Here is a 14,746-nt window from a genome sequence, read left to right as displayed (position 1 = left end):
GACTGAGGTCATGAGCGAGAACGTCGTCGAGGTCGAGAACCTCCGAAAGACCTACAAGGGCGGTCTCGAAGCGTTGCGCGGGGTGTCGTTCGACATCCGTCGGGGTGAGACGTTCGCGCTCCTCGGGCCCAACGGCGCGGGCAAGAGCACGGTCATCGAGATCCTCGAGGGCTATCGCGATCGCACGAGCGGAGACGTACGCGTCCTCGGCGTCGACCCGCACCGCGGCGGCCTCGACTGGAAGGCGCGACTCGGCATCGTGCTGCAGAACACCGGCGAAGCGCCCACGGCGAGCGTGCGCGAACTGCTCGCGCACTTCGCCTCGTTCTACCCGCGCCCGCGCGACGTCGACGAGGTCATCGCCTCGGTCGGACTGAGCGAGAAGGCCAAGGTCTCGGTGCGCAAGCTGTCGGGCGGGCAGCGGCGTCGCGTCGACGTCGCTCTCGGCATCGTCGGCCGACCCGAACTGCTGTTCCTCGATGAGCCGACGACCGGCTTCGACCCCGAGGTCAGACGGCAGTTCTGGGACCTCATCCGCGACCTGCAACGCGAGGGCACGACGATCCTGCTGACCACCCACTACCTCGACGAGGCAGCCGAACTCGCGGAACGCGCGGCGATCATCGTCGGCGGAGAAATGGCATCCGTCGGTCGTATCGACGAACTCGGCGGACCGGATGCCCGTGTGCCTCTCGTGCGGTGGCGCGAGGGCGGTGAGACCCGCGAGCAGCGCACGCAGGATCCCGGAGCGGTGGTCGCGCAGCTCTACGCCCGTCTCGGCGAACCCGAGCGGCTCGAGGTCGTGCGCCCGAGCCTCGAAGACGTGTACCTCTCGTTCCTCGGCGACGAAGCGCGCCGCACGACCGCGGCGGGAGGCCCCGCGTGAGCCGCGTGCTGCGGCTGGGTGCCGCCCGTGTCGCGTTCGAGGTGCGCTCGTACTTCCGCCAAGGCGACTCGGTGTTCTTCACGTTCCTGTTCCCCGTGATGATCCTGCTGATCTTCGCCGTCGCCTTCGACGCGCAGACCTTCGGCCCGCCCGGAGACGAGGTGGATGCCGCGCAGTTCTACCTCCCCGCGATGCTCGCCGCGGGCGTGCTGCTGTCGGGTCTGCAGAACATGTCGATCGACATCGCGATGGAGCGCAGCGACGGCACGCTCAAACGCCTCGGCGGAACCCCGCTGAGTCCGGTGTCGTACTTCATCGGCAAGCTCGGGCAGGTGCTGGTGACCGGATTCCTGCAGTCGGCGCTGCTCATCGTGGTGGCCGCGGTCTTCTTCGGCGTGCCGCTGCCGACCGACCCGGAGCGCTGGCTGACCTTCGCGTGGGTGTTCCTCCTGGGCGTCACCACCTGCGCGATCCTCGGGATCGGCCTGTCGGCGCTGCCCCGCACCGGCCGGAGCGCCACGGGCGTCGTCATTCCGATCGTGCTGCTGCTGCAGTTCATCTCGGGCGTCTACATCAACTTCGCCGCCCTCCCCGAGTGGCTGCAGAACGTCGCGAGCGTCTTTCCGCTGAAGTGGCTCGCGCAGGGCTTCCGCTCGGTGTTCCTGCCCGAGAGCTTCGCGGCCGGCGAGCCGTCGGGCTCGTGGGACCACCCGCTGATCCTGCTGGTGACGGGGCTGTGGCTGGTGCTGGGACTCGCGCTCGTGCGGCTGACGTTCCGGTGGATCCGGAAGGACGCGTGACGCGCGAGGGGTCAAGATGTGTCGCTTCCGACGATTCGTGGCGACACCTTCCGACCCCTCACGCGGATATCCGGATGCCGCGGCCCCGGTGTCGGTGGCCGGGTCTAGCGTGGAGGAATGGTCGCTTATCGCTATCTCGGTAACAGTGGATTCAAGATCTCGGAGATCACCCTCGGCAACTGGGTGACCCACGGCTCGCAGGTCGGTGACGACGCGGCGATCGCCACGGTGCACGCCGCCCTCGACGCCGGCATCACGACATTCGACACCGCCGACGCCTACGCCAACACGGCCGCCGAGACGGTTCTCGGCAAGGCCCTCGAGGGGCAGCGGCGCGAGTCGCTCGAGATCTTCACCAAGGTCTACTTCCCCACCGGCCCCGCGGGCCCCAACGACACCGGCCTCAGCCGCAAGCACATCATGGACTCCATCAACGGGTCGCTCAAGCGCCTGGGCACCGACTACGTCGACCTCTACCAGGCGCACCGCTTCGACTACGAGACGCCGCTCGAAGAGACGTTCCAGGCCTTCGCCGACATCGTGCGCCAGGGCAAGGCGCTCTATATCGGTGTCTCGGAGTGGACGGCAGAGCAGCTGCGCGACGGGCACGCGCTCGCGAAGCAGCTCGGCATCCAGCTCATCTCGAACCAGCCGCAGTACTCCATGCTGTGGCGCGTGATCGAGGGCAAGGTCGTGCCCACCAGCGAAGAGCTCGGCATCTCGCAGATCGTCTGGTCGCCGATGGCCCAGGGCGTGCTGAGCGGCAAGTACCTGCCGGGTCAGCCCGTGCCCGAGGGCTCGCGCGCGACCGACGAGAAGAGCGGTGCCACGTTCATCAAGCGCTTCTTGAACGACGACACCCTCGAAGCCGTTCAGCGCCTCAAGCCCATCGCCGACGAAGCCGGACTCTCGATGCCGCAGCTCGCGATCGCGTGGGTGCTGCAGAACCCGAACATCGCGGCAGCCCTGGTGGGTGCATCGCGACCCGAACAGCTCGCGGACACCGTGAAGGCGTCGGGAGTCACCCTGGATGCCGACACCCTCGCCGCGATCGACTCGGCCCTCGGCGACGCGGTGTACTCCGACCCCGAGAACACCTACGAGGTATCGCCGAAGCAGCGCGTGGCCTGACCCGCGGACGACGGTGGGGCGGGGCTTCGGCTCCGCTCCGCCGCGCTGCGGGGCGCGCTCCGCCGCGTTGCGACGCGAAGAGGGGCGCTCGGCTGCGCCTCAGGCGCCGCTCAGGAGAGGGCAGGGTGGGCGTCGTACTCTGTGCGAATGTCCTTTTCCGCTCACCGGCCGGGCCGCTTCGGCTCCGATGGCCGCATCGAGTTCACGACGGACGAGGAACGCGAGCAGTACCTCGACGACATCCTCGCCGCGCAGAACGCGGCCCACCGCCCCGCCGAGGCCCAGGACCACACGTCCGAGCCGTGGGGCGCGCCGCCCGCAGACGACGAGCCCGTCGACCCGTTCGTCGTCGACGCGCGCGACGCGGAGCCGGTCGAGACGCCCCGCGACGACGAGCCGGTCGAGACCCCCCGCGACGACGCCCCCGCCGACCACCACGACACCGTGGTGATCGACCGCTCCGAGCGCTCCCGCGCCGACGACGAGACCGCGGTGATCCCCGACGAGGTGCCCGAGCCCGCGGCATCCGTGGCGGCGGCATCCGAGCCGCGCCAGCCCCGCCTGCGCCGTCACGATCCTCGACGACCGCGTCTGTCGCTGATCCGCCGGATGGCGGTGCTCGGCGGCGCCGACAACGACGTCCTCGACGAGGTGCCCGAAGAGGTGCCGCGCTTCGTGCAGATGTTCCTCGTGCTCGCGGGAACCGCTCTGGTCTCGTCGCTGTCGATGATGTTCGCGCTGCTGACGGGAGTGCGCGTGAGCCTGTGGCTCGCCGTGCCGCTCGCGATCGTGTGGGGCCTCATCATCTTCAACCTCGACCGCTTCCTCACCTCGACGATGCGTTCGACGAAGAACATCTTCCGCCTGCTCGGCCTGGCCATGCCCCGCGTGATCATGGCGGCACTGATCGGCATCGTCGTCGCCGAGCCGCTCGTGCTGCAGGTGTTCCAGAACGACATCGTGCGCGAAGTGAACTCCACCAACGTCACACAGGCCCTCACCGACCAGGATGCCGTGACCAGCGGCCCCGAGAAGCAGGCGCTCGACGCCGCGAGCGCGCAGGTGTCGGCGCTTGAGAACCAGGCGGCGACCGGCATCGTGACCGGAACCTCGTCGACCTCGGCCGAATCCGCCGCGGCTCAGCAGAGCGTCGATCAGCTGACGCAGCAGCTCGCCGCGCAGCAGACCGTCATCGACCAGGCGCGCGCGGTGTACCAGTGCGAGCTCACGGGCCAGGGCGCCGGGACGGTTCCGGGCTGTACGGGCGTTGCCGGCAACGGCGCGAGTTCCGACGCGGCGCAGGCGCAGCTCGCTCAGGCGCAGTCGGCCTACGACTCGCTGTCGACCCAGCTCGCGCAGGCGCAGTCGACCCTCGCCGCCGCGAACTCCGCCGGGGCCGAGGCCGCCGCCTCGTCGGCCGACCAGAACAAGCAGCAGGCCGAGGACCAGCTGCCTGCCGCGCGGGCGCAGTACGAGTCGGCGCTCGCCGCGTACAACGCGCGGGCTTCGTCCGTCGCCGACGGCAACGCAGGAGCGGTGGGTCTGCTCAGTCAGATCACGGCCCTCGAACGCCTGTCGGACCGCGAACCGACGCTGCGCTGGGCGCACTACCTGATCGCCGCGCTCTTCTTCATGATCGAGCTGCTGCCCGTGCTCGTGAAGGTGCTCACCGGGTTCGGTGGTCCCTCCCTGTACGAGAAGGCCGAGAAGATGCGCGGTCAGATCGCTCTCGACCGCGTCTCGGCGCGGACGTTCCGCAAGCGCGCCGACATCATCGCCGGCGAGGCGAACCGCGTGCCGGCCACCGTCACCTGATGGTCGTGTGGAGCGCGGGACTGCTGCTGTACCGGCTGACGCCGGAGCCGCAGGTGTTCATCGCGCACATGGGCGGACCGTTCTGGGCGAAGAAGGACGCCGGCGCCTGGTCGATCCCGAAGGGCGAGTTCGACCCCGAATCCGAAGGGGCTCTGGATGCCGCGCGCCGCGAGTTCCGCGAAGAGCTCGGCGTCGAGCCGCCCCAGGTCGAGTGGGCTGAGCTCGGCACCTTCGCGTCCTCGAGCGGCAAGAAGGTGGTCGTCTTCGTGGGCGACGGCGCCGGGTTCACGGCATCCGGAGACGATTTCACCTTCGGGGAGTTCGAGATGGCCTGGCCGCCTCGGTCGGAACGCACGGCCTCGTTCCCCGAGGTCGACCGCGCCGAGTGGATGACTCCCGATGCCGCCCGCGAAGCGCTCGTGAAGGGCCAACTCCCCGCGATCGACGCGCTCGAAGCCGCGCTGGCGGAGCTGCCCGGGGCGTGACCCGCGGTCGCCCGCGCTCTGGTCCGGGCCTGCGGCGAGGGGCGACGGCAGGTCGCGTGCAGGACTCCGGAGAAACGTCGGCGGCCCCGGCACCTACCCGCGGAATGGCGGGGGCGTCGGGGCCGTTCGCGTGCGGATCTCAGGAGTTCTGCACGCGAACTCTGGTCCGGGCCTGCGGCGAGGGGCGACGGCAGGTCGCGTGCAGGACTCCGGACAAACGTCGGCGGCCCCGGCGCCCGCCCGCGGGATGGCGGGGGCATCGGGGCCGTCGGCGTGCGGATCTCAGGAGTTCTGCACGCGAAGCGGGGCGGATACCGGCCCGCGGCGCCGCGAGCCCGAGACGTCACGGACGCAGCAGGATCTTGCCGACGCGGGGCGCGTCGCTCGCGGTGACGGCCTCGACGATGTCGTCGAGACCGAAGGTGGCCGCGACCGGGAGCGTCAGGGTGCCGTCGGCGAGGTAGCGCGACAGCTCGCCGAATAGGGCGCCGCGGGTCTCGGCATCCATCGTCTTGCTGACGACGCTGCCCCAGAAGCCCTTCACGGTGGCCTGGCGGAAGATGAGGTCTCCGGCGCCGAGTTCGAGCTTGCCGGCGCCCATCGATCCGAAGATCACGAGCGTGCCGTTCTCGCTCAGCAGCGACAGCACCTGGCCGGCCGCGGGGCCGCCGACCGAGTCGACGCCCGCGACGACCGTGCCGTCGCCGACGAGGGCGAGAGCCTGCTCGCGCCAGTCGTCGGCGTCGGTCGACACGACGTTGTCGATGCCCTGGGCGGCGAGCTCCTCGACGGCGCTCTGGCGGCGCACGAGACCGACGACGTTGACGCCGCGGGCCTTGGCGATCTGCGCGACCATGCGGCCGACGGCACCGTTGGCGGTGTTCTGCACGATCCAGTCGCCGGCCTTCAGGTCGAGCGAGTGCAGGAGGCTGATGGCGCTGAAGGGCATCGAGACGAGCTGCGAGGCGACCTCGTCGCTCAGGCCCTCGGCGACGGGGATGAGGCCCGCGGCCTTGGCAACGACCTGCTCGGCCCACACTCCGAAGGTGCCGCCGGTGGCGACGCGCTGGCCGACGGCCAGGTTCTCGACGCCCTCGCCGAGCTCTTCGATGACGCCGACGGCTTCCGTGCCGGCGCGGGCGGGCAGCTCGGGCTTGAAGCCGTAGGTGCCCCGGATGGTCCACAGGTCGTGGTTGTGGATGGGCGACAGCAGCACGCGCAGGCGCACCTCGCCGGGGCCGGGGGCCGGGGTCTCGACCTCTTCGACGCCGAGGACGTCGGCCGGCTCGCCGAACTCGTGGTGGATGACTGCGCGCATGGAATGCCTCCTGTGGTTATTTTGTAACGACCGGTCTAATATAGACCTCGGGCCTGCGAATGCAACCCGGACGACGCTGGACAGCCGAAAGGCGGAGGAAGAACATGGGCCGGATGCCGAGCTTCGATCGCTCCGCCGTCGTCGACGCCGCGCGCGACGTGTTCTGGCGGCGCGGGTACGCCGAGACGGGCATCGCCGAGCTCGAGGACGCCACGGGGCTGACCCGCTCGAGCCTGTACAACGCCTTCGGTAGCAAGCGCGGACTCTTCGACGCTGTCCTCTCGGCCTACCTCGACGATGTGGTCCGCACACGCCTGCGCCCACTGGGCGGGGGAGACCCCGGTGCCCTCGAGGCCTATGTCGACGACATGCGTTCGGCCATCGAGACCGACGCCCCGCGCGCTCGCCTGGGGTGCCTGCTGCTCAACGCCGGCTCCTCGCCCCTCGCGAGCGACGACGCCGAGGTGCGCACGCTCGTCTCGGACTACGCGGCCGAGATGCGCGCCGCGATCCGCTCGGCGGTCGCCGACCGTCGCCCCGACCTGACCCCGGATGCCGTGGACGCGCTCGCCGCGGTCTGCGCCTCGCTCGTGGTGGCCGGCCTCACCCTCGCCCGCGCCGATCGTGACGCGGCGCTGGGGACGCTGGCATCCATCCCCTCGACCCTGGAGTCGTGGGGGCGGAGCTGATTCCGCCGCGGCGCCCACTCGGGGATCGGGTCAGCCCAGCTTGACGGCCGTGCCGTAGGCGACGACCTCTTGGAAGTTCTGCGCCACCTCGCTCGTGTCGAAGCGCATCGCGATCACCGCGTCGGCGCCGACGGCCTGGGCCGCCTCGACGAGACGCTGCTTCGCCTCGTCGCGGCTCTCCTGCAGCTGCTGGGTGAGACCCTGCAGCTCGCCCCCGAAGATCGATTTGAGGCCGGCGCCGAACTGCACCCCGATGTTGCGGGCGCGCACGGTGAGGCCGGTCACTTCGCCGTACACTTCGACGATCTGACGGCCGGGGACATCGTTCATGGTCGTGACGAGCATGCGCTCAGTGTGTCAGGTGATCTAGCGGTGCGCGAGGGGGTGCGCGGAACCACTTTGTGTATACCTAAGACGCGTCCATGGGAGCGTTTTCGCCTTTCGGGGCGCGGAATGCATACACTGGAGGAGTGACGGCGAGGGGGCAGCATGCGAGCGAGTGAACGCGCGTACGCGACGCTCCTCGACGAGATCCAGACGGGGGTGCTTTCGCCGGGCACCGTGTTGGGCGAAGTCGACCAGTCCACCCGGCTCGGGGTGAGTCGAACTCCGCTCCGCGAGGCGCTGCGCCGGTTGGCATCCGATGGTCTCGTCGCTCAAGCATCGGCCCGCGTGACCGTCGTCGCCGGCATCGACGTCGACGACATCCGCTCCCTCTTCGATCTGCGGCGCGCGCTCGAGACCGAGGCGGCACGCCTGGCGGCCCGGCGCGGTGACCGCGCCGCCTTCCGCGAACTCGCGACCGAGTTCGCCGGCGTCGACACCGCGGACGCCGACGCGTACTACGCCCTCATCGCCCGCTTCGACTCCGCGATCGACGACGCCGTCGACAACGCCTACCTCTCCGCCGCGCTGCGGAGCGTCCGTACTCATCTCGTACGGGTGCGACGCATGGCGCGAGACAACCCCCTTCGCCTCTCGGCATCGACCGGGGAGCATGAACTGATCGCGAGAGCGATCGGCGCCGGCGACCCCGAACTCGCCGCCCACGCCACCCACGTGCACCTGCACAATGCCCTCACCACCATCCTCGAAGCCCTCACGGAGGACCCCTCATGACGATCACCCACCACGTGCGCGTGCACCGCAGCGACGAGAACCTCGCCCGCGAGGGCCAGCTCGCCTGGGCGCTCGCGCGCGTCGCGGTCGACCCAGTGGCCGTCGACGACGACGTGACCGAGATGATCGTCAACCGCCTCATCGACAACGCCGCGGTCGCCGCAGCCTCGCTCACGCGTCAGCCCGTGAGCGCGGCGCGCCAGCAGGCGCTGGATCACGCCGTGTCGATCGGCGGAGCGGGCGCGACGGTGTTCGGCTGCGCGCTCGAGCGGCACTCCAGCCCCGAGTGGGCGGCCTGGGCCAACGGCGTGGCCGTGCGCGAGCTCGACTATCACGACACCTTCCTCGCCGCGGACTACTCGCACCCCGGCGACAACATCCCGCCCGTGCTGGCCGTCGCCCAGCACACCGGTCGCGACGGCGCCGCCCTCGTGCGCGCCCTCGCCACGGCCTACGAGATCCAGATCGACCTCGTGCGCGCGATCTCGTTGCACAGGCACAAGATCGACCACGTCGCCCACCTCGGACCCGCCGCCGCAGCCGGCATCGGCACCCTGCTCGACCTGGACCAGGAGACGATCTACCAGGCGATCGGCCAGGCCCTTCACGTCACCACCGCCACGCGCCAGTCGCGCAAGGGCGAGATCTCGACGTGGAAGGCGCATGCCCCCGCCTTCGCCGGCAAGATGGCGATCGAGGCCGTCGACCGCGCGATGCGCGGCGAGACGAGCCCCTCGCCCATCTACGAAGGCGAAGACGGCGTGATCGCCTGGATGCTCGACGGCCCCGACGCCTCGTACGACGTGCCCCTGCCCGCCGAGGGCGAGAGCAAGCGCGGCATCCTCGACTCGTACACGAAGGAGCACTCCGCCGAGTACCAGGCGCAGGCGTGGATCGACCTCGCCCGACGCCTCGGCACCGAGCGCCCGGAACTGCGGGACCCCGCCAACGTGGCATCCGTTGTCCTGCACACGAGCCACCACACGCACTACGTGATCGGTTCGGGGGCGAACGACCCGCAGAAGTACGATCCGACCGCCTCGCGCGAGACGCTCGACCATTCGATCCCGTACATCTTCGCCGTCGCCCTGCAGGACGGCGCGTGGCACCACGTCGACTCGTACACCCCTGAGCGCGCGGGCCGTGCCGACACCGTCGAGCTGTGGCACAAGGTCACCACGGCCGAAGACGCCGAGTGGACGCGCCGCTACCACTCCGAAGACCCCAACGAGAAGGCCTTCGGCGGCCGCGTCGTCATCACGCTGACCGACGGGTCGATCGTGGAGGACGAGATCGCCGTCGCCGACGCCCACCCGCTCGGCGCGCGGCCGTTCGCCCGCGAGGACTACGTGCGCAAGTTCCGCCTGCTCGCCGAGCCCGTGCTGCTGCCCGACGAGATCGAGCGCTTCCTCGAGCTCGTTCAGCGCCTGCCCGAGCTCACCCCCGCGGAGGTTATGCAGCTCACGATCGTCGCCAAGCCCGGCGTGCTGGCCCTGGCGCCCGCGCCGAAGGGGCTGTTCTGATGCGCGTCGGCGGGTGCGCGCCAGAGAAGCCTGAGCCGCCGGTGGAGGCGCGTTCCGCGTCGTGCGAAACTCCTGATTCTCGTGTAGTCAACGGGCCCCGACGCGCACGGTTCCGCGGAAGCCCGCCCGTTGCGGCACGGTTTTTCAGGAGTTTCGCACGGAGTACGGGAGAGAACTGATGCTGTACGCCCAGACCACCGCTCAGCAGAAGCGTCGCGCGCTGCGCGAGAAGCTGGCATCCGGAGAACTCGTCCGGATGCCGGGAGCCTTCAACCCGCTGTCGGCTCGACTCATCGAGCGCAAGGGCTTCGAGGGCGTCTACATCTCGGGCGCTGTCATCTCGGCCGACCTGGGCCTGCCCGACATCGGACTGACCACGCTCACCGAGGTCGCCGGTCGCGGACAGCAGATCGCCCGCATGACGGAACTGCCCGCGATCATCGACGCCGACACCGGGTTCGGCGAGCCGATGAACGTCGCCCGCACGATCCAGACGCTCGAAGACGCGGGGCTCGCGGGCACCCACATCGAAGACCAGGTCAACCCGAAGCGCTGCGGTCACCTCGACGGCAAGAGCGTGGTCGACGCCGACACGGCGATCAAGCGCATCCGCGCGGCGGTCGACGCCCGGCGCGACCCCGACTTCCTCATCATGGCCCGCACCGACGTGCGCGCCGTCGAGGGGCTCGATGCCGCGATCGACCGCGCGAAGGCCCTGGTCGACGCCGGCGCCGACGCGATCTTCCCCGAGGCGATGCGCGACCTCGGCGAGTTCGAGGCGATGCGCTCGGCGCTCGAGGTGCCGATCCTCGCGAACATGACGGAGTTCGGCAAGAGCGAGCTGTTCTCGACGCAGCAGCTGCGCGACGCCGGCGTGAACCTCGTCATCTGGCCGGTCTCGCTGCTGCGCCTCGCGATGGGCGAAGCGGGTCGGGGCCTCGACGCCCTGGCATCCGAGGGTCATCTGCGAGAGCAGCTCGGACAGATGCAGCACCGCGCCGACCTCTACGACCTCATGGACTACGAGGGCTACACCCGCTTCGACGCCGACGTGTTCGACTTCACCGTCGAACGCTGAGGCCCTGCAGGGCCAGTGAGGTGACCATGTCCCGAAATGCGCAAACCATGTCCCAAAAGTGGTCGTCTGGACACGGCTCAGACAACCGAAATCGGGACATGAGCCCCCGGACGAACACCGCACACGACTCAAGGGAGAGACGATGACCGACATCAAGAAGGGCCTCGCCGGGGTCACGGTCGACGAGACCGCCGTCAGCAAGGTGAACCCCGAAACGAACAGCCTGCTGTACCGGGGCTACCCCGTGCAGGAGCTCGCCGCCACGCAGTCGTTCGAGGCGGTGGCGTTTCTACTGTGGAACGGAGAGCTTCCGGATGCCGCGCAGCTCGCCGACCTGCGAAAGACCGAGCGAGCGCACCGGGCGTTGACCGACGACGTCCGCGCCGCGATCGACCTGCTGCCCACGAGCGCCCACCCGATGGACGAGGTGCGCACCGCCGTCAGCGTCATCGGTGCTCGCGAGACGGCCGGGATCTCGAACGTGATGGATGCCGTGGGCACCCCCGAAGAGAACCTCGAGCGCAGCATCCGCCTGTGGGCGCAGCTGCCGGCCGTGGTCGCGTACGGCCAGCGCCGCCGCCGCGGCGAAGAGCTCATCGAACCGCGGGACGACCTGGACTACGCGGCGAACTTCCTCTGGATGACGTTCGGCGAGGAGGCGGACGAGGTCGTCGTCGACGCGTTCAACCGCTCGATGATCCTGTACGCCGAGCACTCCTTCAACGCCTCGACCTTCACGGCGCGCGTGATCGCGTCGACCCTCAGCGACCTCTACTCCGCCGTCGTCGGCGCGATCGGCGCCCTCAAGGGCCCGCTGCACGGCGGTGCGAACGAGGCCGTGCTGCACGTGTTCACCGAGATCGGCTCGGCCGAGAACGTCGGACCCTGGCTCGACACCGCCCTCGCCGAGAAGCGCAAGATCATGGGCTTCGGCCACCGCGTCTACAAGCGCGGCGACTCGCGCGTTCCCACGATGAAGGCCGCGCTCGACACCCTGGTGGAGCACTACGACCGCCCCGACGTCGCCGCCCTCTACGACGCCCTCGAGTCGCAGTTCGTCGAGCGCAAGGGCATCTACCCGAACCTCGACTACCCCTCGGGGCCCGCGTACGACCTGATGGGCTTCGACACCCTGACCTTCACCCCGCTGTTCGTCGCGGCGCGCGTGACGGGCTGGACCGCGCACATCCGCGAGCAGCAGGCCTCGAACGCGCTGATCCGGCCGCTGTCGGAGTACGTCGGTGCCGACGAACGGCACATCGAGGGCTACGTTCCGGATGCCGATGACCTCGAGGCCCAGGCACGCCCCGAGGAAGCAGCGGGCTGATGTCGGCGCCGAAGATCGTCCTCGTCTCGGGAGCGCGCACGCCCATCGGGTCGTTCGGCGGCGCCCTGTCGGGCGTCGACGCGTACGAGCTCGGTGCGGTCGCGGTCTCGGAGGCCCTGCGTCGCGCTGGCGTCGCGAAAGACGACGTCGACGAGGTCGTCATGGGTTGCATCGCCCAGAACGGCCCCGACGCCTACAACGCGCGTCGCGTCGCGCTCGCCGCGGGACTGTCGACGCGCGTGCCCGCTTTCACCGTGAACCGCCTCTGCGGCTCGGGCCTGCAAGCCATCTGGTCGGCGGCTCAAGAACTGCGGTGGGGCGGCATCGACGTCGCCGTGGCCGGGGGCGACGAGAGCATGTCGCGCACGCCCTTCCTCGAGTACGGCGCGCGGGGCAACTCCCGCCTCGGCGACCGGACGCTGCTCGACGGCACGCTCGCGATCCTCACCGACCCGTTCAGCGGCCGGCACATGGGAACGACGGCCGAGGTCGTGGCATCCCGATTCTCCGTCTCCCGAGAAGAACAGGACGCTTTCGCCGTCGAGAGTCAGCGGAGAGCTGCGACGGATGCCGCGCGCGCGGCCTTCTCGGAAGAGATCGTGCCCGTGACCGCCGGTGGTCGGAAATCGGTCGAGGTCTCGGTCGACGAGCACCCGCGGCCGGGGACGACTCTCGAGGCGCTGGCCGGGCTGCGACCGGCGTTCGAGAAGGACGGCTCGGTCACCGCCGGCAACTCCTCGGGCATCAACGACGGTGCGGCAGCGACGGTGCTGATGCGCGAGGACGACGTGCGCGAGCGCGGATTGACCGGACTGGCGACCCTCGAGGCCGTGACCACCGCGGGCGTCGACCCCGAGATCATGGGCTACGCCCCGGTCATCGCCCTGCAGCGGCTGTGGGAGCAGACGGGGCTCACCCCCGCCGACGTCGACGTGATCGAACTGAACGAGGCCTTCGCAGCTCAAGCGGTCGCGGTCATCCGCGACGGCGGCCTCGACCCCGAGAAGGTGAACCCCTACGGCGGGGCGATCGCCCTCGGCCACCCGGTCGGAGCGACGGGCGCGATCCTCACCGTGCGCGCGGCCCTCGACCTGCAGCGCCGCGACCTCGAGTACGCGGTCGTGACGATGTGCATCGGCGGCGGTCAGGCCCTCGCCGCGTTGTTGCGGCGGTACTGACCCGGGGCGGGCGCTCGCGCGCTCGCGCGAGGGGTCAGAAAGTGTCGCCTGGCCGCGCTCCAGGCGACAGGAAACGACCCCTCACGCGGGGTGCGGGTTCGGTCCGTCCCCTCACGCGGGAGGCGTGAGGGACAGGAACACGTCGACCTCGTCTTCGGAGTCGAGAGAGAAGCCGGCGCGCTCGTAGAGGCGGCGGGCGGGGCTGCCCTGCAGCACGTTCAGGCGTGTCGGGCCGTCGTGCGGTTCGGCCAGCACCTGTGCCAGCACGGCGCCGCCGACGCCGCGACCCTGCAGCGCGGATGCCAGGTAGAAGTGCTCGATCCAGCGGCTCGCTCCGTCGGGCCGGACCGTGAGGGAGCCGGCATCCGCCCCGTCGACGACGATGATGCGCGTCCACTCCGGGTGGAAGCCGTCGCGCAGGCGCTGGCGCACACGATGTTCGTCGAAGCGGCCGAGGCGTTCGAGGTCGGCGCGCAGCACCTTGGCGCGCAGCTCGACGAGCCACTCGATGTCACCGGCGACGGCCGGGCGCAGGCGAAACTCCACCCTTGAAGCCTAGAACCGCGTGAGTCGACAGATTCTGTCGCCGGCGGGCCGGTCGAAGCGACACAATCTGGCGACTCACGCGCGGCGCGGCCCCGGGATACTTGTCGTATGAGCGTGTTCCTTCTGGGCGGCGGGCGCGATGTCGCGCGCTGCGGCGACCTGCTGCGTCCCTTCGTCGCCGAGGCGCGACAGCGAGCCGCGGATCGCGCGCCCGAGATCGCGCTGCTGCTCGTGCTCGAAGCCGACGACGATTCGTCGGTCGCGCGCTTCACGGCGATGCTCGAGAGCGCGGGCGCGGCAGCGGCGGAGATCCGCGTCGAGTCGATCGTCGAGGGTGAGGTCTTCGCGGCCGCGGCGCTCGAGGCCGATGCTCTGATCGTGGGCGGCGGCCTAACTCCGGCGTACCTGGACGCATTCAAAAAGATCCGGGATGCCGTGACCGACCGCGTCCGCGAGGGAGTCCCGTACGCGGGGTTCTCGGCCGGATCGGCGATCGCCGCCGGGCCCGCGCTCGTCGGCGGATACCGCGTGCGCGGAGTCGAGGTTGTGTCGGAAGACGCGGCCGAAGAGCTCGAGGAGGTCGAGGTGCGCCCGGGCCTGGGGCTTCTGGACTTCGCCGTCGACGTGCACGCCGCCCAGTGGGGGACCGTGTCGCGCCTCGTGGCCGCGGTCGACGCGGGGCTCGTCGCCGAGGGTGTGGCGATCGACGAGAACACGGCCCTGGTGATGTCGGCGCAGGCGGCCCCGGTCGTCCGGGGCAGTGGGCAGGTCTGGCGCGTCGAGTCCGCGGCATCCGGAGTCCATGTCCAGGTGCTCCGCACAGACGCCTCACCCGCGTGAGGGGTCGATAA

General features: G+C 70.2%; 15 protein-coding genes. 12 read left to right on the top strand and 3 right to left on the bottom strand.

Annotated elements, in window-relative coordinates; all coding sequences use genetic code 11:
* Positions 1-10: 10 nt before the first annotated feature.
* From AB6V31_RS00905 to AB6V31_RS00885, 5 genes are all read left to right on the top strand, one after another.
* Positions 11-886 carry an ABC transporter ATP-binding protein gene (locus tag AB6V31_RS00905; protein WP_369363459.1) on the top strand — a complete coding sequence of 292 codons (876 nt, stop codon included), beginning with the start codon at positions 11-13 and terminating at the stop codon, positions 884-886.
* A complete protein-coding gene (locus tag AB6V31_RS00900; RefSeq protein ID WP_056224531.1) occupies positions 883-1,686 on the top strand; it encodes an ABC transporter permease in 804 nt (267 codons plus the stop codon). The genes AB6V31_RS00905 and AB6V31_RS00900 overlap by 4 nt, the downstream gene beginning before the upstream one ends.
* Before the next feature lie 117 nt (positions 1,687-1,803).
* Positions 1,804-2,817: an aldo/keto reductase family protein gene (locus tag AB6V31_RS00895; protein WP_074694703.1), complete on the top strand. Its 1,014-nt coding sequence runs from the start codon at positions 1,804-1,806 to the stop codon at positions 2,815-2,817.
* A 147-nt stretch (positions 2,818-2,964) separates the two neighbouring features.
* Positions 2,965-4,632: a DUF4407 domain-containing protein gene (locus AB6V31_RS00890; protein ID WP_369363456.1), complete on the top strand. Its 1,668-nt coding sequence runs from the start codon at positions 2,965-2,967 to the stop codon at positions 4,630-4,632.
* Complete coding sequence (locus tag AB6V31_RS00885) at positions 4,632-5,117, top strand: NUDIX domain-containing protein (RefSeq protein ID WP_369363455.1); 486 nt, start codon at positions 4,632-4,634, stop codon at positions 5,115-5,117. The genes AB6V31_RS00890 and AB6V31_RS00885 overlap by 1 nt, the downstream gene beginning before the upstream one ends.
* A gap of 343 nt (positions 5,118-5,460) precedes the next feature.
* Here AB6V31_RS00885 and AB6V31_RS00880 read toward each other — a convergent pair whose 3' ends face one another.
* Positions 5,461-6,435, bottom strand: coding sequence for a zinc-binding dehydrogenase (locus AB6V31_RS00880; protein ID WP_369363453.1), 975 nt, complete (start codon positions 6,433-6,435; stop codon positions 5,461-5,463).
* A 113-nt stretch (positions 6,436-6,548) separates the two neighbouring features.
* On the opposite strand from AB6V31_RS00880, the gene AB6V31_RS00875 reads away from it, so the two are divergent.
* Entirely contained in the window at positions 6,549-7,124 is a 576-nt protein-coding gene (locus AB6V31_RS00875; protein ID WP_369363451.1) for a TetR/AcrR family transcriptional regulator, read from the top strand.
* Positions 7,125-7,154: 30 nt separating this feature from the next.
* Here the strand turns inward: AB6V31_RS00875 and AB6V31_RS00870 are convergent, their stop codons facing one another.
* Positions 7,155-7,469 (bottom strand): YbjQ family protein, encoded by a 315-nt coding sequence (locus AB6V31_RS00870; protein WP_056224521.1) that lies wholly within the window; start codon positions 7,467-7,469, stop codon positions 7,155-7,157.
* Between the two features lie 144 nt (positions 7,470-7,613).
* On the opposite strand from AB6V31_RS00870, the gene AB6V31_RS00865 reads away from it, so the two are divergent.
* From AB6V31_RS00865 to AB6V31_RS00845, 5 genes are all read left to right on the top strand, one after another.
* Entirely contained in the window at positions 7,614-8,243 is a 630-nt protein-coding gene (locus tag AB6V31_RS00865; protein WP_369363449.1) for a GntR family transcriptional regulator, read from the top strand.
* On the top strand, positions 8,240-9,766 hold the full coding sequence (locus AB6V31_RS00860; RefSeq protein ID WP_369363448.1) for an MmgE/PrpD family protein: 1,527 nt from the start codon (positions 8,240-8,242) through the stop codon (positions 9,764-9,766). The genes AB6V31_RS00865 and AB6V31_RS00860 overlap by 4 nt, the downstream gene beginning before the upstream one ends.
* A gap of 178 nt (positions 9,767-9,944) precedes the next feature.
* A complete protein-coding gene (gene prpB / locus AB6V31_RS00855; protein WP_369363447.1) occupies positions 9,945-10,844 on the top strand; it encodes a methylisocitrate lyase in 900 nt (299 codons plus the stop codon).
* Between the two features lie 142 nt (positions 10,845-10,986).
* Entirely contained in the window at positions 10,987-12,171 is a 1,185-nt protein-coding gene (locus tag AB6V31_RS00850) for a bifunctional 2-methylcitrate synthase/citrate synthase (protein WP_369363445.1), read from the top strand.
* Complete coding sequence (locus AB6V31_RS00845; RefSeq protein ID WP_369363443.1) at positions 12,171-13,349, top strand: acetyl-CoA C-acyltransferase; 1,179 nt, start codon at positions 12,171-12,173, stop codon at positions 13,347-13,349. Before AB6V31_RS00850 ends, AB6V31_RS00845 begins: the two co-directional genes overlap by 1 nt.
* Before the next feature lie 111 nt (positions 13,350-13,460).
* Here the strand turns inward: AB6V31_RS00845 and AB6V31_RS00840 are convergent, their stop codons facing one another.
* Positions 13,461-13,895, bottom strand: a complete 435-nt coding sequence (locus tag AB6V31_RS00840) for an N-acetyltransferase family protein (protein ID WP_369363441.1) — start codon at positions 13,893-13,895, stop codon at positions 13,461-13,463.
* A 108-nt stretch (positions 13,896-14,003) separates the two neighbouring features.
* Here AB6V31_RS00840 and AB6V31_RS00835 point away from each other — a divergent pair, with 108 nt between their 5' ends.
* On the top strand, positions 14,004-14,735 hold the full coding sequence (locus tag AB6V31_RS00835) for a Type 1 glutamine amidotransferase-like domain-containing protein (protein ID WP_369363439.1): 732 nt from the start codon (positions 14,004-14,006) through the stop codon (positions 14,733-14,735).
* Positions 14,736-14,746: the final 11 nt, after the last annotated feature.

It is taken from the genome of Microbacterium sp. 16-032, from assembly GCF_041079455.1.
Taxonomy (GTDB): domain Bacteria; phylum Actinomycetota; class Actinomycetes; order Actinomycetales; family Microbacteriaceae; genus Microbacterium; species Microbacterium testaceum_A.
This window is presented reverse-complemented; position numbering and strand designations above follow the sequence as displayed.

Excerpts from the sequence above, each read along its gene's own strand:
- AB6V31_RS00905 (WP_369363459.1), top strand. The coding sequence starts at position 11 with ATGAGCGAGAACGTCGTCGAGGTCGAGAACCTCCGAAAGACCTACAAG.
- AB6V31_RS00895 (WP_074694703.1), top strand. The coding sequence starts at position 1,804 with ATGGTCGCTTATCGCTATCTCGGTAACAGTGGATTCAAGATCTCGGAG.
- AB6V31_RS00890 (WP_369363456.1), top strand. The coding sequence starts at position 2,965 with ATGTCCTTTTCCGCTCACCGGCCGGGCCGCTTCGGCTCCGATGGCCGC.
- AB6V31_RS00885 (WP_369363455.1), top strand. The coding sequence starts at position 4,632 with ATGGTCGTGTGGAGCGCGGGACTGCTGCTGTACCGGCTGACGCCGGAG.
- AB6V31_RS00880 (WP_369363453.1), bottom strand. The coding sequence starts at position 6,435 with ATGCGCGCAGTCATCCACCACGAGTTCGGCGAGCCGGCCGACGTCCTC.
- AB6V31_RS00875 (WP_369363451.1), top strand. The coding sequence starts at position 6,549 with ATGCCGAGCTTCGATCGCTCCGCCGTCGTCGACGCCGCGCGCGACGTG.
- AB6V31_RS00870 (WP_056224521.1), bottom strand. The coding sequence starts at position 7,469 with ATGCTCGTCACGACCATGAACGATGTCCCCGGCCGTCAGATCGTCGAA.
- AB6V31_RS00865 (WP_369363449.1), top strand. The coding sequence starts at position 7,614 with ATGCGAGCGAGTGAACGCGCGTACGCGACGCTCCTCGACGAGATCCAG.
- AB6V31_RS00860 (WP_369363448.1), top strand. The coding sequence starts at position 8,240 with ATGACGATCACCCACCACGTGCGCGTGCACCGCAGCGACGAGAACCTC.
- prpB (WP_369363447.1), top strand. The coding sequence starts at position 9,945 with ATGCTGTACGCCCAGACCACCGCTCAGCAGAAGCGTCGCGCGCTGCGC.
- AB6V31_RS00850 (WP_369363445.1), top strand. The coding sequence starts at position 10,987 with ATGACCGACATCAAGAAGGGCCTCGCCGGGGTCACGGTCGACGAGACC.
- AB6V31_RS00845 (WP_369363443.1), top strand. The coding sequence starts at position 12,171 with ATGTCGGCGCCGAAGATCGTCCTCGTCTCGGGAGCGCGCACGCCCATC.
- AB6V31_RS00835 (WP_369363439.1), top strand. The coding sequence starts at position 14,004 with ATGAGCGTGTTCCTTCTGGGCGGCGGGCGCGATGTCGCGCGCTGCGGC.